This window comes from Bacillus cereus group sp. MG4 (assembly GCF_040460055.1).
In the GTDB taxonomy this organism is placed as follows: Bacteria; Bacillota; Bacilli; order Bacillales; family Bacillaceae_G; genus Bacillus_A; species Bacillus_A wiedmannii.
Genome location: NZ_JARVGZ010000001.1, coordinates 1,358,484 through 1,383,968, shown reverse-complemented (window position 1 = coordinate 1,383,968; position 25,485 = coordinate 1,358,484). Strand labels below are relative to the sequence as shown.

The following is a 25,485-nucleotide window of genomic DNA, read 5'->3' as shown; positions in this document are numbered from 1 at the left end:
TAGAAGCTTCATTCAGCGGTGATAGCAAATACAATGTTTTCCCTAGGTATTAGAAAAATATAGACAACTGGTAATGAATTAAACTCAATATTTTGGGGTTACACAAATCAATGCTTATGGGGAGTATAAACATAATCGCTCTTGTAATCCTTTTAATATTTCTTCAGGTATTTCCCTGATTGTAATATCCTTCCCTAGGAAAAGCACCCAATTTGTTACTTCCGTCACTTCATCGGAATTGTTAACATCAATAAATGTTTTTAAAATGGCTGTGGATTGGTAAGGATTTGTATAAGAAATAGAAACTTTGAAAGGGTGGTATTTTTTGAACTGGGCAATCGCTTTCGGACCAAGTTCAAGTACAAGATTAATTATTTCGTCCTTCCTACTTAGTTTTTCTAAAATCTTTTTCTTATTTAATCTCTTTTTCGTCATGTACGGTTCAATATTGATGAGGTCATCGACAGGAAATATCATCTTCTTTTCTTCATTTAAGTCAAATCCTTCAATAATCCAATGGCTTTTTTCTTGATAAAGGTGTAATAGATAAATTGGATAAGACTTGATTTCCTCTTCTTCTTTGACGGTAATCAATATATGTCTATCCAATAGAAGGATTTGGATGAGTTTTTCTAACATAGGGTGGGGGAGGTCAGAAAGCTCAAGTAAATCGGGGTTATGAGGATTAGTTCCTTCAAAAAGCAAGAGTTGATTTAAAAGAACAAGGTCATCTTGTTGAGTTTCTGAGATGAGTCCTAGTAGTTTTTCGGCTAAAGATTGGCGACTTTTTAAATAGGGAAGTTGTTGATTTCTTGTAGCCATAAATGCAATAAAAAGAGCTTTCACTTCGTTATCAGTAAAGCGAACAACGGACAGGATAGAGTTATGCATGACAAAATATCCCCCAGTCCTCCCGACTTCAGCGACAAGTGGCATGCCCATAGCTTCAATTTCTCTAATGTCTCTAATTGCTGTTGATCGTGATATATTAAATTCTCGTATGATTTCAGTAATCGTAAAGTGGGAGCGATTGTTGATATACCGCATAATTGTATTAATCCGTTCAACTTTTTTCATGGGAGTCTCCTAAACAGTATCATTTTTTGACATGATTTAAAGATATTATAAACTTATCAGATGAAAAGATAAATCATTTGATTCATTTTAAAAAAAGGAAGGTATTGAATATGAAAAATTATACGATTGAAGAAAAAGATAGCTTTATTGTGTTAGGTATTGGAACTGAAATTAAGAGTGACTATACAGACTTTGCTGGAATAAATAAAGAAAAGGAAGACTTTTGGTCGGCTGTTAAAGAAGATGGAAGGCTAGATACTTTAAAAGCTTTAGCTACAAACGAATACATTTTTGCTGTGAGCGAAGCGGTGAATAATAAGATGATGTATTATGCTGGTGTCATGACAGAAGCGCAAATAGAAGAAGCATCTAGAGTGATTCAGTTTCCGAAGGGAGAATACTTAGTAGTGAAAGGGGAAGACAAAACAGCTGAAGAGTTAAGTAATAAGCTTACTGGCATCGCCTTCGGTCAGGCCTTACGAGAAGCAACAGATTTTGCTTATGTCGGTGGGCCAAATACAACGGTTGAGATGGGGGAAAGAAACGGTTTAGTATTTGGTGAAATGTGGATTCCGGTTGTTAGGAAGTAAAAAGATAAATTATAACTATAATTGTTTATTGATTTCGATATATTTCCAGTCAAGTATAGCCATTTTAGTATGATTTATTTTTTTAGTAAAGGAAGAGTTAATATTGAAAATATTAAAGGGTATAATGTTATTAGCTTGTTGTTTATTAATTGTCAGTGGATGTTCTTCTAGAGAAGGAAAAGTTGTTGGTGGAAAAGTAAAAAGTTCTTCAAATAGAATATTAGGAGATTATAGAGAGTTTACTGGTTCCGCAAGTCGTGATATGGAAGTCAAAAAAGGAGAGAATTGGGTGTTTTCTTTTGATGAAACAACAAAGAAAGGAACTGTAGTTGCTTATATTGTGGATTCAAATGATAATACGATATTAGAATTTAATAATGGTAAAGATGATAAAAGCCTTAAAGTGCCTAAGGACGATAGATATAAAGTGAAAATTAAAACAGAAGAACATGGTGGGAAATTTTTAATAGAGTGGAAAAAATCATCTTAAATTGAAGAGGAAAATTAATGACGAAAATGGTTAGGTATCCAGACATGAAAATCAATTTAGGAATGGTCACTTATTTATTGGTCTTTTTGTTATTTGAAAAGGAGTATATGGTCTGGGAGTAAGAATCTATTCGCTTGTTAAATTTTAAAAGGCCGCATTAAGGAATGTAAAGGCTAACAATCTTGAATTGTTGGCCTTTTTGACATGAATATAATATTCATAAGCTACTACACATTATGTTCTGATAAAATGGAATAAAAGGAAATTATTGTGAGGTGGTGGTGGAGTGAATAAAAAAAGACTATTTGAGCTATTTATAGTAACGTTTGTTTTTCTATTCCTTCATGTAAGCACATTTACTAATGAAAAATTTAATGATAAATTGGGTTCCTTTACTTTCTTTGTGCTATTTCTTATGGTTTATATCCATGCTAAATTTATAGACCGGTATTTTGATGATATACAAAAGTGGATTCGAAATATCACATTTTGTTTTGCTTTGTTAGTTGTTATTGGATTATCACTATGGATCGGTTACTTTTAATCCTTACTTAAGAGAATGAGAAGTATGTGATTACAATACATTTAACCCGATAATATTCCTTAGCTACATCGGCTTATATTAATCTTTTCTCTCCTCACTCATGATAAAATGTACAATAGGAAATTTTATGTAAGATAAAGGGGGAAGGTTTATGGTCAACTTGAGTACTTTGATAGCTTTTGCAATTGTTTCGCTTAGCATGGTTTGTTCACCGGGGCCTAATATGATTTATCTCATTTCCCGTTCCATTACGCAGGGACGTATGGCAGGATTTATTTCTTTATTGGGCATCATGCTTGGTTTCGTAATCTATATAATCGCAACAATGTTCGGACTTACAGTTCTTTTCCTTGCCGTTCCCGCTGTCTATGAAGCAGTCAAATGGGCAGGTGCCGCTTACTTGCTCTGGCTAGCTTGGAATTCGATTAAACCTGGTGCTACATCTATTATGGAGCCTAGTACGATTTCTAATGAGCCGCCACGGAAATTATTTTTGATGGGACTCATGACCAATCTTCTGAATCCAAAGATTGCTATTTTGTATGTATCACTTCTACCTCAATTTGAAGATCCTGAGAAGGGATCGTTGCTTCTACAAGGTGCAGTTTTGGGTCTTACGCAAATCACTGTTAGTTTTATAGTCAACCTCCTAATTGTGTTGACAGCAAGTCGGATTGCGAAATGGTTTGGCACACGCCCAACGTGGCTACGAGTGCAGCGTTGGCTTATGGCAAGTGTTTTAACGGGGCTTGCAGTACGTCTTGCTTTTGAACGTCGACAGTAGGCGTATCTAAAAAATTGAAGGTCTTTTTTAATGGTACGGCAGGAATGTCGTATTTTTTTATTTTAAGGGAATTTTATTTTGTATTGCTTGATAGCACTATAAAACCTAAAGCAATATGCTTATATTGTTTTAAGTACTTTTTTTATAATATGATCATATTATAAAAAAGGAGGGAGATGAATGCCTAAAATAGTTGATCAAATACAAAGAAAGAATCAAATCGCCACTGCTACTTGGCGTGTAATATTAGAAAAAGGCATTGATAAAGCTTCCATACAGCAAATCGCTGATGAAGCAAATATTTCGGTCGGGCTTGTTCAGCATCATTTTTCGTCTAAAAATGAATTAATTCATTATGCGATGAATTTAGTGTTGAATCGAATGAAAGAACGAGCAAATACTCGTACAAATGAATTTAAAGGAACGAAAGAAGAAGCACTTAGAAGATTAATGAAGTTTATTATTCCTATTAATAAAGAAGAAATGTTGGAAGGAAAGGTTTGGATTACATTTCTGGGTGTATCCTTTAGTTCCCCAGAGCTTATTGAACTTCGGAAGAAAATGGATGACCATACGAGGTATCTTATGGGAATGATCCTAGATGTAATGGAGGAACTAGGCTACGTCAAACCAGGCTATAATAGAGAGTTTGAATTGGAGATACTGTACGGATTTATCGATGGGCTAGTAATTCATGTCCTTCAAACACCAGAATCATATTCAGAAGAAAAAGTAAATCAGCTTATTAAGTATTACTTAAAAGGAAAAAAGAGGGATTGATCGCATGAATAAAGTTTTTATTATTATTCTTGTAGTCGTTATTATATTGATCATTAGGCAGCTTATCCCTAAGAAGGTAGATAGTTTTGATCTTCTTGCTATACCCATCATGGCTATAATTTGAACTTATATGGGTCTTCCAAATAGATTCGATTTTATTATTACAATTGAATTAATTAGTTTGCTTATATTAGGAGCGAATGAAGAAAAGTACATTAGAAAATGTTTAGATTCAATTGCAAAGGCATCAGAGGCATATAAAGAGCAAACGGAAGTTATAGTTGTTTTAAATCGTTGCAAAGATAAAACAGAGGAAATAGCAAAATCTTATAATTGTATTACATTGAAAAATAACGATAAAAACTTATCTAAAATCCGAAATGCAGGGGCAGAAATAGCTAGTGGAGAAATAATCGTTACTATAGACGCTGATACTATAATGACAGAGTCCGTGTTGTCTAATGTAGATAAATATTTATCTTCAGGTAAATACATTGGTGGTGGGGTGAATGGGAAGTTTGAAAGAATATCTTTAGGAATATTCTTTTCTGCAATGTTAATAATAATCCCCTTACTTTTTAAGTATGGAGCTATATCTGTAGGGATTTTTTTGTGCTATAAAAAAGATTTTATGGCAATTAACGGATTTAATGAAAACATGCTTATGGCAGAAGATGCAGATTTTGCTAAACGATTAAAAGAATGGGGAAAGCGAAATAATAAGAAATTCGGTACCATTAAAAATGGAATGATAACTTCATGCAGAAGATTTGATACATATGGAGACTGGGACTTATTTAAAAATCCAAAAGTAATATTAGCTTATATAAAAGGAAATGATCAAAAATATGCAGATAAGACATATTATGATAATCAAGAAAGGTAACGTTGGAGAAAATCGGCAGGAAATAGTGTGAACAGCTGATTTTCTTATATATAATAGGGCACAACTTAATTTAATAGATACTACAAATAACCATCAATTTGATTTGCTCTTCTTCAAATTAATGGTTTTTATTTTTAAAATAAATATCTATTTTTTATAAAAAATATTTTTTGACCCCCATAAAACTATGTATTCCTCCGAATATATATAGTGAAGAAAAATGGTCATGAAACAACATTGAAGCAGTAATAAAATTGCTAGATAAATTTAGGAATCTGAAATAAAAGGTTGAAATTACCAATGATATAGAGAAGAGTTATTTAAGGATTGCAGATAAAATAGAAAAAGAGCAAGAGAAACAAGAGGAAGAAAATAAGAGGAAGAAAATAAGAAAGTACATTAAAATACAAATTTAACTTTAGTGCCGAGAGAAAAGGAAAATCATTAAGAAAAAGGTGGAAAAAGTTAAATTCGAAAAATATAACTAATAGCAAGAAGACAAGCCCAAAGAAAAGTACGAAGAAAATCTGGTTAAATGGTCACTTGTTTAGTGACCATTTTTCTATTTGAAGGAGGCTGGGAGATTACAAGTGTTGAGTTTAGTAATGAAGATCTTAAGAAAACCAAAAATAGAAGATATCGTATGTAACATACAAAACAACGGAGAAGATAAGGAAGCCTTTATCGTACAGTATCAGCCGTTTATTAGAAAATCAATCTCGTCTGTCTGCCACCGATATATTACAGAACAGGATGATGAATATAGTATTGGACTGTTTGCGTTTAACGAAGCAATTGAACAGTATTCATATAAAAAAGGAAAATCTTTTCTAGCGTTTGCTGATCTTCTTATAAAAAGAGATGTAATTGACTATATACGCAAGGAGTCTAAACATAATCGTGTCTTTTTAAAAGAAGATGAGCAAGAGGAAATGTTAGAAATGCAAGTATCGCTTACGGAGTATATGAAGGAAATAGAGAATAGTAATCGTAAGGAGGAAATTCTTCATTTTCAAAGTGTGTTAGCTGAGTTTAAAATCACATTTTCAGAGCTTGCGAAAGAATCTCCTAAGCATCGTGACACGCGTGAGCATTTAATAGAAATTGTGAAGATTATTATAAAAGAAGAGGAAATGATGGAGGAGCTGTTCCGAAAGAAAAAGTTACCGCTTAAACATATTGAACCGCGTGTTAGGGTAAGTCGTAAAACGTTGGAACGGCATAGAAAATATATCATTGCAATGTGTATTATCTTCGCAAACAACTATACATACATTCTTGATTATATAAGGGGAGGGAAGCATGATGAATAAAGGAATTGTGATGGATATAAAACAACATAGCGTAGTTGTTTTAACACCAAATGGAGAGTTTATTACGTGTAAAAGAAAAGGGGATTCTTGCATGATTGGAGAGGAAATTTCATTTGATGAGCAAGAACAAAAAGCATCGCGTTTTTCAATCCCTTATTTCTTAAAGCCAGCATCATTACTTGTTGTTTGTTTTCTATGTGCGCTGTTATTTTTCTACAACCAACCGGAAGAAAAAGTATTTGCTTACGTCTCAGTTGACATAAATCCAAGTTTAGAGGTGAGCGTAACGAAGGACCTTCGCGTTATAGATTTGCAAGCGTGTAATGATGATGGAAGGCGTATTTTAAAAGAATTGAAGCAATGGGAAAATAAACAATTGCAAGACGTAATACGGACTATTATAAAGCAAAGTCAAGAGGATAAGTACTTAACCAATGATAAGCAAGTCATGCTAACAGCTGTTGCAAAGGACAAGTCGCTAGAACCACAGTTGGAAAAGGCTATGCAGGAATTAAAGAAAGAATATGAGATAAAACATGTTACAGTCGAATATCAAAGCAGTACGATGCAAATACGGGAGGATGCCAAGAAAGAAGGAGTTGGAACGGGCGTTTATATAAAACAAGAGAATGAGAAGAAAAAATCGCTTACTCCATCTGAAACGCCGTCTAATCAAGAGCAACAAAAGTCGTCTTCTGATGCATCATCGGACGCATCTCCTGTAAAAGAAGAAAGCAACGAGAAGAAAGAGTATATAGAACAAAAGCAATCTAAGGAACAACAATCGGAGCAAATAAAAGAAAAGAATAGAAATCAGCAAGAGAACAATGGAAGAGGATCGCAAGGGAATAGTGGACATCAGCAGGATAACAACGGAAGCGGATCGCAAGAAAATAGTGGACATCAGCAAGGGAACAACGGAAGAGGGTCTCAAGGGAATAATGGGTACCAGCAAGGGAACAACGGAAGAGGATCGCAAGGGAATAGTGGACATCAGCAGGATAGCAACGGAAGAGGATCGCAAGAAAATAGTGGCCATCAGCAAGAGAACAACGGAAGAGGGTCCCAAGGAAATAATGGCCATCAGCAAGAGAACAACGGAAGAGGGTCCCAAGGAAATAATGGAAATCAGCAAGGGAACAAAGGAAGGGGATCGCAAGAAAATAGTGGCCATCAGCAAGAGAACAACGGAAGAGGGTCTCAAGGGAATAATGGAAATCAGCAAGGGAACAACGGAAGAGGGTCCCAAGGGAATAGTGGATATCAGCAAGAGAACAATGGAAGAGGATCGCAAGGAAATAATGGGCACCAGCAAGAGAACAATGGAAGAGGGTCTCAGTAAAGAAAGTTCCTATCACATAATATAGAGTGAAAGAAAAATCTATAGAAAAGGGAGGATTCTTTCACTCTGAAGAGATTTTTTAATGTTTTTTTAAAATGACGGACACAAAATCGTATATCCTTTCGAATTATATATATGGATATCGTTAATATTTATATAAAAGGGGAGAAAAAATATGAAAGAAATGTATGAAGAAATCACTGAAGTATTGAAGGTATTAGCACATCCTGTGCGTTTATCATTAGTAAAAATAATGCTTGCAAAAGGTCCTATTAACGTAACGACAATGTATGAAACATTACAAATGCCTCAAAGTACAATTAGTCAACATTTATCTAAACTAAAAGCTACTAAAGTCGTTACAGGTACTCGGAAAGGATTAGAAATTTATTATGAAGTAACGGATAAGCGTACAAAATCAATATTAGCATGTTTAGTTTAAATGCTGATTGTTTAGAGATTAAGAGGAGGATGCTAAAGTAATTCTGTGACTGCAATTTTTAAGATTTTATACAAAAGTAATATGTATAAGTGTATGTGATTTTCTTACTAACATAAGTTGTATGTAGACTGGTTATTAATTTGTTATACTTCTTAATTAGATTATTTTATTTATTTATTTATTTAATAATATTGTATAATCTTCACCTTGTTAAATTTAATATTATTTTATTAAAATTAGTAAGGTGAAGGGTTATTTATGTGCACATGAAATATTTTATAAAGAGTACGACTTTACTCCAAAGTTACATTTTTAGTTTTTTATCTATAGATTTAATACTAAAGGGAAAATAACTGAAATATAAATGTAATTGAAAGGAGTGGAGTAATAATGGAGGTAAGCCTTTTTTTAGGATTTTTTTGGGGTTGGATAACGGTTATCATCTCAGGGATACTTTTTGTGCGACCATCTATACTACGTGAACTGAAAAAATTAGTGGTAGAAGACAGAGGATTTGGAATTATGTATGGCTTTCTATCAATTTTCCTCGGGTTAGGTACTGTTATCCTACATAATGTTTGGACACTTAATTGGCAGGGACTCATTACACTTATTGCATGGCTTGCACTATTAAAAGGGATTTATGTAATTGCATATCCTGAACCATCCAAGAAAACCGATTTTGAAGTAAGGGTACTATCTACTCGTATAGTGCTTGCTATCCTTTGTTCTTTATCTTTATGGATGCTTATCATACTTTATATGAAATAGAGACAAATATTTTTGATCATGAGAGTATGTAGGTGGGGAGTTTTGGGTAGTCCTTTGGAACGGGATTTTATAGTTAACTGTAAATGTAGTGTTTCTTCCCTTGTAGATATGTTTTTATAAATAGTGAGATGGGCAAAACGAAGAGAGTCCTAAATAAATAGGATTCTTTTCGTTTTATAAAAGTGAATTTATCTTGTATCACTAATACAATGGATAATCATTTTTCTGGACTATTCGCAGTTATCTACCTTGTTATACTCAATGTCGGCTATGTGACCATCCGGTCGAATCAAAACGGTATCTATATTTTTCAACTTGGAATCTTGTATTTCTCCTACTATCACCTTTATGTGTGAATCAATATTTATTTTATTTATCTTATCTATATAAGAAGGGTGTATTAATAAGATAAATTTACCATCCTGCATTAATTCAAAGAGTTTATAAATTTTCTTATTTAGAGAAGAAATAGTGAGATTTGTACATCTTTTTCCTATTAATGGATGCCTTTCTGTATCGTGCATCGACGAATACCTAACCCCTAAACCACTTACTCTTTCAGATAAATCGTTATTTATCTCGGGGTATGTAAGTAAGTGCGAAAATAACGCCCTTAATTCCATTCCTGCGTTTGAAAAGTTTATCATTAATTGTTCTTGCGCTTGTACTTCTTTGAAAAATTGTTTTCCCACAGCATGTCGTTCAATATGATAACTTTTTAATAGACTTTCATATTTTTTTTGTTTTATTGCGAGTCCTAATTTCCATCCTATATTAAAAGCATCTTGTAGACCTACATTCAAGCCTTGTCCTCCAGCAGGGAAATGAATATGTGCTGCATCGCCTGCTAAGAATACACGCTTATGTTGATAAGCATTTGCTAGTTTGGTTGCATTGCCAAAACGAGAAAGCCATATTGTGCTCTTAATTTGAATGTATTCACCTGTAATACTATAAATACTATCTATAAATTCCTTTTCTGTAACAGCTACATGAACAGGTATTGTCTGATTCTTAGGATCAACAATTGCAAAACGAAATACATCAGTTGTAATAGGTACCATCATTAATATCCCATTTATATTAGAAGTAGATAAAAATGGAGTATCTGGTATATCTTCTAAAATAACATCACCTAATATAGCAGTAGTTGTTGTGTTTGTTCCATTAAACGGTATATTTGATAATTCACGAACTACACTTCTTGCTCCGTCAGCTCCTATTACATATGGAACTTCTATTTTATATATTGTGTCTCTTTGTTCTATTTCTAGTTGTACGAATGTTTCATACTGTTTTAAGTCTTTTAGAGTATGCCCACGTTTAATGTCTACACCTAATTCTAATGCACGTTCTTCTAATATTTCTTCTGTAATAGATTGGGGAATAAAAAGTGTATATGGAAAATCAGTATTTAAATTTTTAAAGTTTAATCTTGTATCTAAGGCAGCAAAATGACTTGTATTTAATTTCTTTCCTCTAGATAAAAATCGATCTGCAATACCTCTCATAGCCATCAATTCTAAGGAGCGGGGGTGTAGTGTGAGTGCTCTAGAATTTCGTACCCGGTCTAATCTTCTCTCTAAAACAACAACTTTTACGCCTTGGATAGCTAATTCACATGCTGCCATAAGTCCAACTGGACCACCACCAACTACCGCTACATCATAATAATTGTCCATATCATGCCCTCCATCTATTTAATTGTTTAAGAGATAATGTGAAAAATTGTAAATAGATTTATAAATGCTATCTATTGTACATATATAATTATACTTCATTTTAGTTTCCTTGGAAACTAAAATGAAGTTCCTATGAGAAGTCTACATAGTAAGTGTGTAGTTAAAGCTATATAGCGTGTCTGCTGCAGTAGCCATTGGGTAGCATTGATATGTAATGGCGTTTGCATTAAAGGCTGCAGCTTCTTCTGCTTGTGCTATTTTTGCTAAAAATGCTACTGCTATAGTTCCATGTGGGAGTTGTAAAGGTCTTTCCGCTATTCGTAGTTTTATTGAAGTAGTAGTGGTTTTAACTCGACTTCAAATAATTCGCTTTCAATTTCATTAAGTGCATACATTGATACAGGATGTGGAGAGGTATTAGATAAGACTTTTGATGAAAGAAGTTCTCCTGATGATGAGTAAAATGTAACAAACACTTGTGAAAATGGAGGGACCATAATGGTTACACGGTCAGTTTTTTGTAACGTATTAACCAACTCCAAAATAATATAGTTTTATAAAAATCAAAAAACAATAGATAAATATAAAGATGTTATTATGGGTACTTTTCCGATAGTGAATTAATAAATTCTTTATTTCATTGTAAACAGTCTAAGAGCACACATATATGCGTGCTCTTAGATTAGAAAGGTAGTTTTCTATGAGTAGGGATTCCCTATATAATAAAATATGCTTGTCCAATTTAAATGTGAGAAGTTTTTTAATAAAAACGCCATTTGGTAAATATATGTAAAAAAACGCCGTGTACAGGCACTCTTTGCAAAGTGTTTTGTCTACTGTAGTAATTTTAAAAAAGCGATGGAAGTTGTTATCCGACTTATAAAACTAGGCAGTAAGCTCCCAAAAAAAGAAACTCCATCGCCCAGTTACTAGGGTGACAGTTAAGACAAAGAGTAGTATTAAAATAATCATTATTAAAGATGTTACTTTATATGAAGTGAATCCCGAAAACAGGACACATATCAAAAAACCTAAACCATCTATTCCCTAAATTCTTTAGGGGATAGGTGGTTTAGGTTTTCTTGAATTCGCACACGAGTGGAGTCCCTTTATCGCCTATGATTACGGCTAATTATATGGAGCATGTAGAACTAGGATTGAAGAAAGCCTCGATATTTGTGCACATTCCCCTTCAGATTATTATACCGGTAATTTTTATTTGTTGTTGCTATAATTCGCAAAAGGATACATCCATAGGGGGATATTTTAAAAGATTAGCGATGATCAATAAAAGTGTCTGAATTAAATATCAGGTAAAAAGTATAGGATACTTTTGTTATAAAGAGTATTTATAGATGAATGTTATTGTTTTTTACTTCTGAAAGATTTGGGGTTCTAAATTACGAGTTGTTGGAGTCCCTCTAATATAAAATTTCAGTAGAAATATTGAACTACTAATATGAATGTAGAAGATTTAATAAAGACGGTAATGTTCTTTTAGTCATGTAATCTTTTGATCTGATGACCTTTTCCCCATTCAAATAGTTCATTCATAATTTTCATTAAAGATTTTCCGTGCTCACTTAGTGTGTACTCAACCTTTGGTGGTACTTCTTGATATACAGTACGATGGATAATCCCATCAGCTTCAAGTTGCCTAAGTTGTTGTGTAAGAACTTTTTGTGTAAGGTTTGGAATTTCTCGTTTAATTTCATTTGTTCGCATTTTTCCATCCATCAAAACACATAAAATATAAACTTTCCATTTTCCGCCGATAACATCGAGTGTCGTTGCAATTGGGCAGTCATCATTTTGATTCATATAACACCTCCACAGGTACTTTAAGGTTCCTATAGCACTTTAAAGTACGTACTTTTCAATTATATGTGACTCATTCATACTAATACGTAAAGGATTGAATAATTTATAAAGGGGATGGAAGATGATGAAAACACTTGTAATTGTAGCACACCCTCATATTGAAAAATCAAAAATTAATAAAAGATGGATTGAAGAACTTGAGAAACATTCAGATGAAATTACGGTGCATGAATTATATAAAGTGGCACCGAATTGGGAGTTTAATATTGAGGAAGAGCAAAAACTATTAGTAGAACATGACAGATATATATTTCAATTTCCGCTCTATTGGTACAGCACACCACCATTATTAAAAAAATGGTTTGACGATGTATTAACATATGGATTTGCGTACGGATCAAAAGGAGATAAAGTGAAAGGGAAAGAATTTGGTCTAGCTATTTCTATCGGTGGATTAGAAAAAGACTATGAAAATAGCGGAATTACGATGGATGAGTTGACGAAACCATTTCAAGCTACGTGCTTATATACAGACATGAAATTTATACCTTCGTTTTATTTATATGGTGCAGAATATAAACTAAGTGATGAAGAGATTGATAAAAGTGCACCTGAGTATGTACGATATGTGATGAATAAGCAGTATTCGAATATATAAGAGGAAATAGCCATTTACTTGTTAAGTAGATGGCTATTTTTATGAATTTTATATTCACTAAGTGTAATCTTTAGTAAATTAATAGTTAATCTGGTAAAATAAAAAACCTAATATATATAAAGGGGAGTTTTACTTGAGAACGATGCAAAAATTATTACAAAAAAGAGCAATGCAATCACCAAATTTGGAAGCGCTTGTAGGGGGAGAGAAAAGGTATTCGTTTCAGCAGTATAATGAACGAGTAAATCAGCTTGCACACTATTTGTTACATAACGGTGTACAAAGAGGAGACCGTATTGGAATACTATGCAAAAATAATCATCCGTTTCCAAGCGTTATGATGGCAAGTTTAAAAATTGGAGCTGTATTTATTCCGCTAAATCATCAGCTTACTGCTTATGAATTAGAAACGATTGTAAAAGAAGCAAAATTAAAAGTGTTAGTTATTGATGAAAAATTTAATGAAGTTTTATTAAAGATTGATGCTGTTAAAGAAATTCCATATGTAATTGAAACGACAGAAGAAGGTTTTGGTTCATTTGAATTAACATTGCAAGAACAGCCAAGTACAGAACCGAATGTAGAAGTTCATGAAGAGGATGATGCGATTTACTTATTTACTTCAGGAACGACTGGGCAGGCAAAAGCATGTGTAATTGGACATAAAAACTTACATCATTATTTTGCTGAGATTGCGGGCCAAAGAGAATTTCCAGCAGGTGAACGCTTTTTATCCGTGCATCCATTGTTCCATATGAGTGGCGTGCTTTCTATTTTAAATTGCATTTATCATGGCGTTACGATGATTTTCTTAGCTGATTCGAATTCTAATCTCATTTGGGATAAGATTGAAGAAGAGAAAATTACGACGATGCTTGCGTTCCCAGCTGTTTATAGCTACATGCTTGAGGAGCTTAATAAAAAGGAACGAAACATTTCAACTTTTAAAGTAGCACAAAGCGGTGGTACAAAAGTACCAGAAACACTTATTCAAAAATATATGGAAAAAGGGATATATATGGTGCAAGGCTATGGGAGTACAGAAGGTTGGGTTGTAACTTCATGGCATCCAATGATGGGAAAAGAAAAGATGTCTTCTGTAGGAAAAACTCTTAAACATGTAGAATTAAAAATTGTTCATCCAGAAACAGGTGATGAACTAACAACAAATGAAGTCGGAGAAATTCATGTAAGAAGTCCATACATGTTTAAAGGGTATTGGAATAATGAAAAGGCGACAAAGAAGGTAGTAAAAGATAGTTGGTTTAACATGGGCGATGCTGGCATGATAGATAACGACGGATTCCTGCATATTATGGGAAGATATAAAGATGTTATCATACGCGGTGGTGACAACGTATATCCAGATCAAGTAGAAGATGTTATTCATGAAATACACGGTGTTTTAGAAGTTGCAGTAGTTGGAGTTTCAGATGACTTTTGGGGTGAGGTTCCGACAGCGTATATTGTAAAAGATATGCAAACGCCTTTAACGGAAGAAGAAATTATAAAGCATTGTAAAGAAAAACTGGCAAGTTATAAAATACCAGAAGTTGTATTTATGAAAGAATTACCGAAAAACGCTTTAGGGAAAGTGCTGAAGAGGGAATTAAGAGAAGTTGTACTTGTAAAATAAAAAGCGATTAGATGATGAGGAATCCAGTTATGTATAAAGCATAACTGGATTTTTTGTTTAGAACATAATAATTTACTAGATTTTGTATTTTGTGTAAGATAATAAAGAATATTCAATCATTAATTAAAGGAAGAGATATAAATGAAGTTGCCGCCATTACAAATAGAGACAGAGAGACTTATGATTCGTCCGTTTCAAAATGATGATTATGAAAGTTGGTTCGATGGATTTCATAAGAGGCTACCATCGCAGTATAAATATGACGATGGCTATCAAGTTATGGCATCATCAACGAAAGAATGGTTCACGGAATGGATTAGAGGGTTTGATGAAGCAGCACATCGAGATGAGATGTATGTATTAGGTATTTTTCGTAAAGAAGGCGGAGCTAATATTGGAAAGCTAGAGCTTATAAAAATTTTACGTATGGACTATCATTGGGCGATGATGGGGTATGCCATACATAATCAACACTGGAAAAATGGGTACGGTGTTGAAAGTGTGAAAGCTGCATTATCGTTATTTTTTAATCGTCTTCATTTTCATAGAATTGAATTACATATACGTGTTGGTAATGAGCCATCCGTTCGTCTCGCGGAAAGAGCGGGTTTTTCTTTTGAATGCAAGAGAAAGGCGTTTTCTTTAGAGAATGGGAAGTGGATGGATTTTCTTATTTATTTTAAAAATAAGGAGATGGATATATGAGAGTGTTTATTACAGGTGGAAATCGCGGATTAGGGTTACAGTTAGTGAAAGTATTTCATGAAAATGGGCATATTGTTTATCCGTTAGTTAGAACTGAGGCTGCGGTAACACAATTGAAGCAAATGTTTAGTAGTAGATGTTTTCCTATATTGGCAGACTTATCGATTGAGGAGAGTACGGAGCAAATTAAGAACCAGCTCGAAGAATATACAGAGTATTTGGATCTAGTTATAAATAACGCTGGCATTACTGGAAAGGAGACTGAGGTTTTACATACGAATTCAGAAGAGTTAACGGACTTATTTAATATTCATTGTTTAGGTGTAATTCGAGCTGTAAAAGGTACATATGTAGCTTTAGTTAAATCGGATCATCCGAGAATAATAAATGTGTCCTCTCGATTAGGATCATTACATAAAATGGCGAACAAAGAGTTTCCACAAGGTCAGTTCTCCTATTCCTATCGAATTGCTAAAGCTGCACAAAATATGTTAACGCTCTGCTTACAACAAGAGTTTGAGAATAAAGGAATTCGTGTAACTGCCATTCACCCTGGAAAATTAAAGACTGACATTGGTGCCTTTGATGCGAATATGACTCCGGCAGAAGGAGCAAAAAATATATATGATTGGGTAATTGATTCAAATGAGGATGTTTCAGGGAAGTTTATTGAGCCTGGGATAGGAGAATTAAAGTGGTGAAGTACGATCTTACAGTTGTTCAAAGTTTATTTGGTCCTTCGAATAAAGTATTAAATGGTTTACCAAATGCAGTAACGATTGAAGAGATAGAAGAAGATGCCTTTTATAACGTACAAACTTATAAAGAAAAGATAAGTAGATTTGAAGAAATTTGTTTTAACTGGGAGTTAAAAAGAGCGAGTATTGTATTAAATAAAAGGTTTAGTAGTTATAACTCAAATGCGAGAGTGTTACTTGATGCGGATTTTTCTTTACATGCAGCAAAGATAGAAGTGTGTAGGGAGTTAGACGATGTAGAGGCGCTTGAAAAACAATTTACATACCGTTCAATAGAAGAAAGATTATCAGAAAAAGAATTTAAACGCATTTGGGAGCAGTGTATGTTGAATTCAGGAAATCAAACTTCCAATTTAACTATTGATGAGCATTTTTATTCAGTGCAAACAGAGTTAGGTAAAGGTTGGGAGAAGTCATGCATTGTTTTTTATGATAAAAATGAGCCAATTGGTTTGTCCATACCGCATATAGAGCATGGAACAGAAAGTGAAGGACGATTATTTTACTTTGGGGTAATGCCTCATTATCGAGGGAAAGGAATCTCTTCTCAACTGCATCTTCAATCTTTACATATATTAAAAGAAATGGGCGCTACTTATTATATCGGAAGCACACATACTTCAAATGAAAAGATGCAGAAGGTATTTTGGAGAAATCATTGTTCGGTGAAAACGGAGCTAGAGCTTTATTATAAAAATTTTAAAGAAAGTTAGGAGAAAAGAAAATGAAGACTATAAACGTATTTCATTATGACGCATTCACGAATAAACCGAATATGGGAAATCCAGCAGGTGTTGTATTAGAAGCGGATGGATTAACAGAAGGGGAGATGCAGCGTATTGCTGAAAAAGTTGGGTTTAACGAAACGTCTTTCGTTCTTTGTTCAGAAGTAGCAGATATAAAAATTCGCTATTTTACTCCCGGTCATGAAATGGATTTATGTGGTCATGCGACAATAGGGACTATATATGCACTTCATGAAAGGGGATTATTAGAAGGGAATCATAATTTAACAATTGAAACGAAGGCAGGGATTTTACCGATACATATAGGTGCGAATGAAAGTGGAGAGACAGTTATTAAAATGAGACAAGCAACACCCCAGTTTCAAGGTTTTACAGGTTCTCAAGAGGCATTAGCACATAGTATTGGTCTTGAAGTAAATGATTTAGATGGAAAATTACCAATTGTCTATGGAAGTACTGGTATTTGGACTGTAATTGTACCTGTTAAAAATCTAGAAGCATGTGAGAAAATGAAACCTAATAATAATGAATTTCCATGTGTGTTAAAAGAAATACCGAATGCCTCTATTCATCCGCTTTGCATAGAAACATATAATGCAGAAGCAAAAATGCACGGTCGTCATTTTTCATCACCTTATTCTGGAACAATAGAAGATCCAGTGACAGGAACAGCTTCTGGTGTAATGGGAGCGTACTATGCGACGTATTTGAAGAAAGATTTCGATCATGAAATGGAATTAATCGTTGAACAAGGACAGGAAATGAATAAAGATGGTCGTGTAACGGTATATGTAACGAAAGATGTAGAAAATGAGAAGTTAAAAATAGATATTGCTGGAACAGCGGTGTATGTGAAAGAGTTTGAAGTTTCGATATAAAAAAGAAAGCCCGGAATACATCCGGACTTTCATTATCTGTTCAACACTTCAATATACGAAGCGTCTCCAGTTGTTCTTAAAGCAGAGCGGAAATTGTTGTTTTCTAACGTTTTAGCGACTTGCTGTAACTGCTGTGCATCATCATGATGGATAAGTAAGCTATCAGCGCCGCTTTCTTCTATATGAATGTGCTCAACATTTCCAATAGCATCATGTACCGCTTTTAAAAATTCAGGTTTCATAGTGACCTCCTATATGTATGTAGCGTTATTGTTATTATCTCCCTATTTTTGAAATATATAAGTAAATGAATTTTTGTTATATTAAGATTTTGGAAGGGGTTTCCTATTTGTTTGTCAAATAATAGTAAAGTTGTCTTTTAAATTAAGGGAATCTTCGGAATTAAAGGATGAGGGAATGGACATTTCAATAATTGCTACACAACTCGTTAAGGAGAAAGTTATTTCACATGATCCAAATAGCATAAAAGCGTTGAACGGAGGAACGACAAGTACTGTGTATTTGTTGGATGAAAAATATGTAGTAAAGCTGAATGAACCGGACGTAATACGTGAAGAAGCTAATTTTCTCTCGTTTTATGGGGGGAATACTTTATTTTCAAAGCTTTTGTATAAGGAACCTTTCCATACATATTTCGTATATTCTTTCCTTGAAGGTAATACTTCGTGCGAACAAGGATATAAAAGAAGTACGCTTCGTACACTTGTAAAAGAAGTGATCAATAAGTATAAAATTGTTCCGGAGGCAGATGGCTGGGGATGGAAAGAAAGTCCGGTTCAATCTTGGAATGAATTTTTAACGGGAAATGTGAAGACAGCTTATGAAAATGTAAAACGTTACATAAGTGAGGAAGAGTATAGAAAAGTTCTTAAACTAGCAAATAGGGATGCCGGAGTAAATCAGCCATTTTTAATACATGGTGATTGCGGATTTCATAATTTTATATTCCGGCAGAATAAGTTACATGGAGTAATTGATCCGTTACCAGTTCTCGGAGATCCTTTGCATGACTTAATTTATGCGTTCTGTTCAACTCCTGAAGATTTAACGAAAGAAACGATTAATTATGTGATGAAACAATGTGTATTTCAGAAAAAAGAGCGGGATTTGTACGACGAAATAGTCATAGGATTATATTTGCGTATAGATACATGTTTGAGACACCACCCGAAAGATTTAGAAGATTATTTACTAGCTTGGCGTTATTGGATGGGCGAAATTAAGCCGGCTTTATAGTACAAATAGTTTTGGGGAGGTAGTGAAATGAACATTTCAGAAGCAAAAAGAGATTTAGCACAAAGAACGAAAAGAGGATTTCCAGTTATAATAGCTGGTATTTTATTTTGGATTGTAGCAAGTATAACGGGTGTTCTTCTTTCAGAAAAGCAAGTTGTATGGGTGTATTTAATTGGTATGGGTTGTGTATTTCCTTTCGGCTTAATGATAGCTGCTATATTGAAAATTGATATGTTTGCGAAAGGAAATCCGCTAGGGACTTTAGCTGGATTAATTGGCGGGATAAATGTATTAAATATTCCGTTTGTATTACTTGCCTATTTTCAATTTCCAGAGTGGCTACCTTTTGTAGTAGCAATGTTAATAGGAGTTCATTTCGTACCGTACGTATGGATTTATGAAAGTACAAGTTATGGTTTATTGGCAGTAGGGACTGTATTCGTAACGTCAGCTTGCGGGATTCTTTTTGCAGACAATGGATTTACTGTCATTCCATTGTCAGTTACAGTTGTCTATTTACTCAGTCTAATTGGTTTATTAATTGAAAATAAAAAATTAGATCAGTATCAACAAAAATCAGTTTCATAAAAATATCGGGGTAGGGGGAATTATGATGAAAAATTTCGTTTGTACAACGTGTGGCGTACAGTATGCAGCGAGTGTAGAAGAACCGGTAAGTTGTGTTATTTGTGATGAGGAGAGACAATATGTGAATCCGAAAGGGCAGTCTTGGACGACTCTAGAAAACTTGCGAACGAGTGATACATATAAAAATGAAGTGATAGAAGAAGAGTATGGACTTTATAGCATTACGACAAAACCGAAATTTGCGATCGGTCAAACGGCATTTGTCATAAAAACGGATGCCTATCGTTTATTATGGGATTGTATTACTTATTTAGATGAAACGACAATTGAGCAGATAAAAGAGTGGGGCGGGTTAGATGCGATTGCACTGTCTCATCCTCATTATTATTCAACGCAAATCGAATGGGCAGAAACGTTGGATGTACCAATTTATATACATGAAGACGATAAGGAATGGGTAGTACGCGCGAGTAGTCGTATTATTTACTGGTCTGGCGAGTCTTTACAATTAGCGGATGGAATTACTATTCATCGTCTTGGAGGACATTTTAGCGGCGGTTCTGTATTACATTGGGAAGAAGGAAATGATGGGAAAGGTATTTTATTAACAGGTGATATTATTCAAGTCGTAGCGGATAGGCAGTGGGTGAGCTTCATGTACAGCTATCCGAACTTAATTCCATTACCAGCGAGAAAAGTGGAGAAAATGGCGAATCGAGTGAAGCCGTTACAGTTTAATCGTTTATATAATGCGTTTCACGGAGTAGTGAAAGAGAATGCAAATGAGGCAGTGGAACGTTCTGCCGAAAGATATATTAAAGCGGTAGAAGGAAAGTTATTTCATACGTAAAAGAAGAGTTAGTTTTTATGAATACGTTAGTATGCTTCGGTGATAGTATTACAGCTGATGAAAAACGCCAGCATAATAGAACCAATAAAGTAATTGGTCAGTATGCAGACGTAGTAGAGGAAGTGGCGAAGGAAACAGGAAGTTATTTTCTGAATTTATATGCTGAGATGATTCAAGAACAGAGTTATAAAAGATTTGTAGAAGATGATGAAAAAGACGGTTTACATTTTGGCCGACAAGGTTATGAATATGTAGCGGAGTTAATTGGTAAAAAGTTAAAAGGGATTTTGTAAGAAGCAAAGTGTGCGCGCTTTGCTTTTTTGTTCGCGTATTTCCTCCTACAAAGTTGCTGTGTTCAATGCAGTAGCTTTTATTATGCTAAACATGTAGGAAAGAAATGAATAAAGTGGAATATAATTTGTTTCGCTAATGGAATGCATCCAAGACTTAACAGTTGATTAATTGAACTGTAAAGTTTAAAATTACAGTATGGTTTTTAGAAGTGAGTTGCCATCGTTTGTAAAAAATAGATAAATTAAATATATTTTGAATAAATAATATAACGTGTATTTCATTCTAAAATGTAATTTTTTTAAATACATTTCAATAATCTATATAATAATTTAAAAAGTAAAGGAGTGTGTAAAATATGGTGATTTTATATACGACAGCAAGCTGTAGTTCATGCCGAAAAGCAAAAGCATGGCTTGAAGAGAATCAAATTGATTATACCGAAAAAAATATCGTATCCAATTCTCTTACAGTCGATGAACTTAAATCAATTCTTCGTTTAACTGAAGATGGTGCTACTGAAATTATTTCAACTAGATCTAAAACTTTTCAGGAATTAAATATAAATATTGAGGCGCTTTCGCTTAATGAATTTTATAAATTAATAATTGAGTATCCTCAAATGTTACGTCGTCCCATTATGCTGGATGAAAAAAGATTACAGGTTGGTTTTAACGAGGAAGAAATTCGTAAATTTTTACCGCGTAGCGTTCGAACATTTTTGAATATTGAATTGCAAAAAATGGCTAATTAATAAGTAATATATTGAAAGGAGGAAACAAAAGTGATTGAAGTATGTGTCACAGTTAATTATAAAGATAGAAACTATCACACAAATGTTATTGTGAGTAAAGATACGATTTGGACAAAAATTAAACAATTGGCAGAAGAACAAGTTAAGAAACAGTGGACTTTTTAAATTTATTTGCAACTTAAAAAGCTAAATGAAGTTAGGAGATATAGGGGAGTTCTGATAGAATATAAAGGAATTTATTTTTTCATGCTAAGCATGCTTCTTTTATATTTTAACGTTTGACTAACCTATCTGTAATATTTATGGCTACAGTATGTTACGAAGCGAGAAATCATATTTTTTATCGTAGGAGGACAACAATGAACAGCGACTTTACCTTGGCCATTCACAGTTTAACTTATTTAGCTTTACAGCCAGATCGGATGTCAACAAGTAATGCTATTTCCGAAAGTGCAGGTGTTCATCCAGTACGCATTCGCAAAGTGCTAAGTTTGTTAAAAAAACATAAGTTTATACAATCAAAAGAGGGAACGGGTGGAGGTTTTATTTTTGCCCGAGATTTAAGTGAAATTAATCTTTGGAATATGTATCAAATAACCTCTGAAGGGGCATTACAGCCGAAGTGTCCAGAATCAAATGATCAGTGTATTGTAGGTTCGAACATGCGGAAAGTTCTTTTTGCTATTTTCTTAGGTGCGGAAGAACATCTAGGTGAATATTTAAAGAATTATACAATGAAAGAAGTTGTTGACCTTATTAATCAAGAACATTAAGCGGCCTAATTATTATGTAGCCGTGAGTTCTTAAAAAATAACTGTAATGAAAAATATTGCAGTTTAAGTTAGTTTTTATATCTTTTTTATCGTTACAAAAAATATGTATAAGAAGGTGAAAAAGTATGATGTCAAATAATAATCATGTTTTAAAAGTGGGAGATTGGATTCGTGGAATATCAAATGAGGGTGAATTCATAGTTGGTTACATTGTATCACTTGATGAAGTGGAAGATGTAGTTACGGTTAGCATTGTGAAACGTGACGACAAGTACACAATGAACGAAGCGATTTTACTCTTTAGTAAACACGTTAACAAACTCCCTGAATCAAAGGTAATAAATAAGGAGCAAATCCTTTATCTTATAGACCTTGCATTATTAACAGGGGATGAAGAATGGTTTATTGAGCTTTCTGCAAAATTAAACTTGATAAAAGAGCTAGTTAATGAGGGGTTTTAATAGAACCAATAAGCAAAGAAGTTGAAAAATATTATAAGGAACCGAAGCTTTGGTATCGAGGTTCTGAAAAAATAGTTGAAATAACAAAAGACGAAGCAAATTATATTTTCTATGTAACTGTGCAAATTCAAACTTTTGAAGGGGCACACAATCCGCCTTATGGAGAGGGCACAATTACTTTTCGTATAAAAGGAAATGAAATAAAACCCATTCAAAACAAACATAGAAGTATCCCTGAAGAAGAGCTGAAAAAACTAAAATTAAGATGACATTGAAGTGATTCGTTTGCCCACTCCTAACAATGATAATGATGTAAATAAGCTGTCCATATGGGCAGCTTATTTTATTTTTTCGTTTAGCGAAGATTTTTGCGAAATGTTAGCGGTTCTCTTATTGTCATCAAGTTAAAATATGTATTTCCCTAAAAATGTATATGAATGCAATGTTGATAATATATAACCTAAAAATTGGTTTATGCATTTAAAAAGAAATTTCTTTTTAACCACGTTAATTATTTATTAGAATATCTTTTTTAAATCAAAATAAAATTTTTATATAAAGAAGAATATAAATATTTTTAAAATGAGTAGCTTAAATAAACAATATTTTACTGTATTTTATGCTGATTAATTTCGTTATAAGTGATAGGGACAAGGGTTACATGCTAACTGTAAAATATTATCCATGTAAAATTATATCCATTTAATATTTCAGAAAATATAAAAATATTAATTTTATAAATATACACGTTATAATGAGGGCGTCGAGAGAAATTATATTATCTCTGGAGAAAATATAAAAAATGCGATTACTAGTCAGAAAGGTGTGTGGTTAGAGGCGAAATGTATGTAAAGTGCTTCAGTGGCTTGTGTAATCAATACCATAAATGCTGCCGAAGCTATTAAAGTGATGTATAGAATTGAGAAAGAAATGCCTCATAAATGAAGAGAGGCCGGTTTAACTAAAATTACTGTTACAAGTAATTCAGAGAAACCATTAAAGTAATACATTGTTATTAGAAATGTTGCAACGTATTTATGAAGTCTATTCAATATTGTTCTCTTAAGCGGTCTTTATATAAAGAGCGGATAGTACGAGTAAACTTTTTTGTGAACGCTAACATTTATGTTAGGACGCTAACTAGAGAATGTTTCAATTTGGATTCATTATGATGAAGGACATACAATGTGGGGCAACTTGTAAGGAATTCATTATCCAAAAAGGTAAATATTTGTTAGCTATAAAGAGAGACGTAGGAATAGATACAAGGGGGAGTTATTATATGAACGGGAATACTGCAAAGAAAATAGAAGTTCAAGCTGAAAATATCGCACTAGAAAATGAGCAATATGCAGATCCGAAAAAGTGGCATAAGCAGGATACTACATGGGCATTGAGCCTATTTGGAACTGCAATTGGAGCAGGGGTGCTCTTTTTACCGATTAATGCAGATTCAGGTGGTTTATTATCATTACTACTAATTACATTGCTTGCATATCCAGTTATGTATTACTCACATAGGGCACTTGCTAAAATGATATACGCTTCTAATTCTGCTGATGAGGGGATCACAGGTACAATTAGAGAGTATTTCGGAAATAAAGCAAGTATCATTTTTAACATCGTATATTTCGGTTCAATTTATACAATCGTACTAATGTATTCGGTTGCGCTTACAAATACTGCAAGTAGTTTTATCGTGCATCAATTGCACATGCCAGAGCCTCCAAGGGCTATTTTATCACTTGTATTAGTTCTTGGTCTTATCGCTATACTGAATTTTGGTCAAGATATTACTGTAAAGATCATGAGTATGCTAGTGTATCCTTTCATAGCTTCTCTACTGTTTATCGCAATATCTTTAATTCCACAGTGGAATACGTCAATGCTTAGCTTTTCAGCTGTTTCTACTGCTTCAACAGGAACAGGATATTTTGGAACGATACTGTTGATTCTACCAATCATCGTATTCTCATTTAATCATTCACCTATGATTTCATCATTTGTTGTGAAACAGAGAGCTACGTATGGAATAGAAGCTACTGATGCTAAATGTGCGCAAATACAAAAAGTTTGTTATATCATGACATTCGCTGTAGTTATGTTCTTCGTTTGGAGTAGTACATTAAGCTTGACTCCAGAGGATTTAAAAATGGCAAAAGAGCAAAACTTATCAATCCTTTCATATCTTGCTAATGAGCTTAATTCACCTGTAATCACGATTGCAGCTCCAATCATTGCTTTTGTGGCTATTACAAAATCTTTCCTTGGCCATTATATCGGAGCATTTGAAGTAATGCGTGACATGATTATTAAGTTCGGTAAATCACGTGGAAAAGTAATTGAAGAAAAAACAATTAAGACAATCGTCCTTACTTTTGTTGTATTATCATGCTGGTTTGTTGCTTATACAAATCCAAGTATTCTTGGACTTATTGATTCTCTAAGTGGTCCATTAGTTGCTGCTATCTTATGTCTATTACCGATGTATGCGATTCAAAAAGTACCAGCACTAGCTAAATACAAAGGAAAAATGAGTAACGTATTTGTTATTATTGTAGGTGTACTTACTGTTTTAGCAAGTATTAAGTCATTATTCTAATTCACG

At 33.6% G+C, this 25,485-nt stretch carries 28 protein-coding genes and 3 pseudogenes; 27 read left to right on the top strand and 4 right to left on the bottom strand.

The window, feature by feature from the left end; genetic code table 11:
• Positions 1-114: 114 nt before the first annotated feature.
• A complete protein-coding gene (locus tag QCI41_RS07330; RefSeq protein WP_353837782.1) occupies positions 115-1,077 on the bottom strand; it encodes a helix-turn-helix transcriptional regulator in 963 nt (320 codons plus the stop codon).
• Positions 1,078-1,187: 110 nt separating this feature from the next.
• On the opposite strand from QCI41_RS07330, the gene QCI41_RS07325 reads away from it, so the two are divergent.
• From QCI41_RS07325 to QCI41_RS07280, 11 genes and pseudogenes are all read left to right on the top strand, one after another.
• The gene (locus QCI41_RS07325) at positions 1,188-1,667 is read left to right on the top strand and encodes a GyrI-like domain-containing protein (protein WP_353837783.1); all 480 of its coding nucleotides are present in this window, start codon (positions 1,188-1,190) and stop codon (positions 1,665-1,667) included.
• A 100-nt stretch (positions 1,668-1,767) separates the two neighbouring features.
• Positions 1,768-2,157, top strand: coding sequence for a hypothetical protein (locus QCI41_RS07320; protein ID WP_041184859.1), 390 nt, complete (start codon positions 1,768-1,770; stop codon positions 2,155-2,157).
• Positions 2,158-2,443: 286 nt separating this feature from the next.
• Positions 2,444-2,701 carry a DUF3963 domain-containing protein gene (locus QCI41_RS07315; protein ID WP_242256264.1) on the top strand — a complete coding sequence of 86 codons (258 nt, stop codon included), beginning with the start codon at positions 2,444-2,446 and terminating at the stop codon, positions 2,699-2,701.
• A 151-nt stretch (positions 2,702-2,852) separates the two neighbouring features.
• Entirely contained in the window at positions 2,853-3,485 is a 633-nt protein-coding gene (locus QCI41_RS07310; RefSeq protein ID WP_353837784.1) for a LysE family translocator, read from the top strand.
• 180 nt (positions 3,486-3,665) lie between these two features.
• Positions 3,666-4,265, top strand: coding sequence for a TetR/AcrR family transcriptional regulator (locus tag QCI41_RS07305; protein ID WP_353837786.1), 600 nt, complete (start codon positions 3,666-3,668; stop codon positions 4,263-4,265).
• Between the two features lie 4 nt (positions 4,266-4,269).
• Positions 4,270-4,746 (top strand): annotated as a pseudogene (locus tag QCI41_RS30655) (glycosyltransferase family 2 protein); the annotation flags it as partial.
• A gap of 72 nt (positions 4,747-4,818) precedes the next feature.
• Positions 4,819-5,151, top strand: coding sequence for a galactosyltransferase-related protein (locus tag QCI41_RS30650; protein WP_483299066.1), 333 nt, complete (start codon positions 4,819-4,821; stop codon positions 5,149-5,151).
• Between the two features lie 590 nt (positions 5,152-5,741).
• On the top strand, positions 5,742-6,464 hold the full coding sequence (sigI, locus tag QCI41_RS07295; RefSeq protein ID WP_353837789.1) for an RNA polymerase sigma factor SigI: 723 nt from the start codon (positions 5,742-5,744) through the stop codon (positions 6,462-6,464).
• Positions 6,457-7,806: an anti-sigma-I factor RsgI family protein gene (locus QCI41_RS07290; RefSeq protein ID WP_353837790.1), complete on the top strand. Its 1,350-nt coding sequence runs from the start codon at positions 6,457-6,459 to the stop codon at positions 7,804-7,806. Before sigI ends, QCI41_RS07290 begins: the two co-directional genes overlap by 8 nt.
• A 175-nt stretch (positions 7,807-7,981) precedes the next feature.
• On the top strand, positions 7,982-8,248 hold the full coding sequence (locus tag QCI41_RS07285) for an ArsR/SmtB family transcription factor (protein WP_098209187.1): 267 nt from the start codon (positions 7,982-7,984) through the stop codon (positions 8,246-8,248).
• Between the two features lie 390 nt (positions 8,249-8,638).
• Complete coding sequence (locus QCI41_RS07280; protein ID WP_075309500.1) at positions 8,639-9,019, top strand: hypothetical protein; 381 nt, start codon at positions 8,639-8,641, stop codon at positions 9,017-9,019.
• A gap of 230 nt (positions 9,020-9,249) precedes the next feature.
• Here the strand turns inward: QCI41_RS07280 and QCI41_RS07275 are convergent, their stop codons facing one another.
• The gene (locus tag QCI41_RS07275) at positions 9,250-10,701 is read right to left on the bottom strand and encodes an FAD-dependent oxidoreductase (RefSeq protein ID WP_353837791.1); all 1,452 of its coding nucleotides are present in this window, start codon (positions 10,699-10,701) and stop codon (positions 9,250-9,252) included.
• 1,497 nt (positions 10,702-12,198) lie between these two features.
• Positions 12,199-12,522 carry a winged helix-turn-helix transcriptional regulator gene (locus tag QCI41_RS07270; protein WP_046957878.1) on the bottom strand — a complete coding sequence of 108 codons (324 nt, stop codon included), beginning with the start codon at positions 12,520-12,522 and terminating at the stop codon, positions 12,199-12,201.
• 124 nt (positions 12,523-12,646) lie between these two features.
• Here QCI41_RS07270 and QCI41_RS07265 point away from each other — a divergent pair, with 124 nt between their 5' ends.
• The 6 genes from QCI41_RS07265 (at position 12,647) to QCI41_RS07240 (ending at position 17,903) form a co-directional block, all read left to right on the top strand.
• A complete protein-coding gene (locus QCI41_RS07265; protein ID WP_353838854.1) occupies positions 12,647-13,180 on the top strand; it encodes an NAD(P)H-dependent oxidoreductase in 534 nt (177 codons plus the stop codon).
• 133 nt (positions 13,181-13,313) lie between these two features.
• Complete coding sequence (locus QCI41_RS07260) at positions 13,314-14,816, top strand: class I adenylate-forming enzyme family protein (protein ID WP_353837792.1); 1,503 nt, start codon at positions 13,314-13,316, stop codon at positions 14,814-14,816.
• 141 nt (positions 14,817-14,957) lie between these two features.
• Positions 14,958-15,521 (top strand): GNAT family N-acetyltransferase, encoded by a 564-nt coding sequence (locus tag QCI41_RS07255; protein WP_353837793.1) that lies wholly within the window; start codon positions 14,958-14,960, stop codon positions 15,519-15,521.
• A complete protein-coding gene (locus QCI41_RS07250) occupies positions 15,518-16,222 on the top strand; it encodes an SDR family NAD(P)-dependent oxidoreductase (RefSeq protein ID WP_353837794.1) in 705 nt (234 codons plus the stop codon). Before QCI41_RS07255 ends, QCI41_RS07250 begins: the two co-directional genes overlap by 4 nt.
• Positions 16,219-16,992: a GNAT family N-acetyltransferase gene (locus tag QCI41_RS07245; RefSeq protein ID WP_353837795.1), complete on the top strand. Its 774-nt coding sequence runs from the start codon at positions 16,219-16,221 to the stop codon at positions 16,990-16,992. Before QCI41_RS07250 ends, QCI41_RS07245 begins: the two co-directional genes overlap by 4 nt.
• Positions 16,993-17,003: 11 nt before the next feature.
• Positions 17,004-17,903: a PhzF family phenazine biosynthesis isomerase gene (locus QCI41_RS07240; protein ID WP_270672993.1), complete on the top strand. Its 900-nt coding sequence runs from the start codon at positions 17,004-17,006 to the stop codon at positions 17,901-17,903.
• 32 nt (positions 17,904-17,935) lie between these two features.
• On the opposite strand, the gene QCI41_RS07235 is transcribed toward QCI41_RS07240, so the two are convergent.
• Positions 17,936-18,145 carry a hypothetical protein gene (locus QCI41_RS07235; RefSeq protein WP_000801653.1) on the bottom strand — a complete coding sequence of 70 codons (210 nt, stop codon included), beginning with the start codon at positions 18,143-18,145 and terminating at the stop codon, positions 17,936-17,938.
• 175 nt (positions 18,146-18,320) lie between these two features.
• Between QCI41_RS07235 and QCI41_RS07230 the strand changes: the two genes are divergently transcribed.
• The 10 genes and pseudogenes from QCI41_RS07230 to QCI41_RS07185 all read left to right on the top strand — a co-directional run bounded on the left by QCI41_RS07230 (position 18,321) and on the right by QCI41_RS07185 (position 25,479).
• Complete coding sequence (locus QCI41_RS07230) at positions 18,321-19,160, top strand: phosphotransferase (protein ID WP_353837796.1); 840 nt, start codon at positions 18,321-18,323, stop codon at positions 19,158-19,160.
• Between the two features lie 27 nt (positions 19,161-19,187).
• Positions 19,188-19,748, top strand: a complete 561-nt coding sequence (locus QCI41_RS07225) for a DUF7010 family protein (RefSeq protein WP_349303087.1) — start codon at positions 19,188-19,190, stop codon at positions 19,746-19,748.
• 25 nt (positions 19,749-19,773) lie between these two features.
• Complete coding sequence (locus QCI41_RS07220) at positions 19,774-20,598, top strand: MBL fold metallo-hydrolase (protein WP_353837798.1); 825 nt, start codon at positions 19,774-19,776, stop codon at positions 20,596-20,598.
• Positions 20,599-20,654: 56 nt separating this feature from the next.
• Positions 20,655-20,891, top strand: a pseudogene (locus tag QCI41_RS07215) (esterase); the annotation flags it as partial.
• Positions 20,892-21,247: 356 nt separating this feature from the next.
• A complete protein-coding gene (gene spxA, locus QCI41_RS07210; protein ID WP_353837799.1) occupies positions 21,248-21,643 on the top strand; it encodes a transcriptional regulator SpxA in 396 nt (131 codons plus the stop codon).
• Between the two features lie 30 nt (positions 21,644-21,673).
• On the top strand, positions 21,674-21,808 hold the full coding sequence (locus tag QCI41_RS07205) for a BA3454 family stress response protein (RefSeq protein WP_193672876.1): 135 nt from the start codon (positions 21,674-21,676) through the stop codon (positions 21,806-21,808).
• A gap of 194 nt (positions 21,809-22,002) precedes the next feature.
• The gene (gene saiR, locus QCI41_RS07200; RefSeq protein ID WP_098209330.1) at positions 22,003-22,416 is read left to right on the top strand and encodes an Rrf2-family transcriptional regulator SaiR; all 414 of its coding nucleotides are present in this window, start codon (positions 22,003-22,005) and stop codon (positions 22,414-22,416) included.
• A 125-nt stretch (positions 22,417-22,541) separates the two neighbouring features.
• Complete coding sequence (locus QCI41_RS07195; protein WP_353837800.1) at positions 22,542-22,877, top strand: IDEAL domain-containing protein; 336 nt, start codon at positions 22,542-22,544, stop codon at positions 22,875-22,877.
• A pseudogene (locus tag QCI41_RS07190) lies at positions 22,871-23,146 on the top strand (DUF3888 domain-containing protein); the annotation flags it as partial. The gene QCI41_RS07195 and the pseudogene QCI41_RS07190, both read left to right, overlap by 7 nt.
• A gap of 1,013 nt (positions 23,147-24,159) precedes the next feature.
• On the top strand, positions 24,160-25,479 hold the full coding sequence (locus QCI41_RS07185; protein WP_353837801.1) for an aromatic amino acid transport family protein: 1,320 nt from the start codon (positions 24,160-24,162) through the stop codon (positions 25,477-25,479).
• The last annotated feature ends 6 nt before the right edge of the window (positions 25,480-25,485 follow it).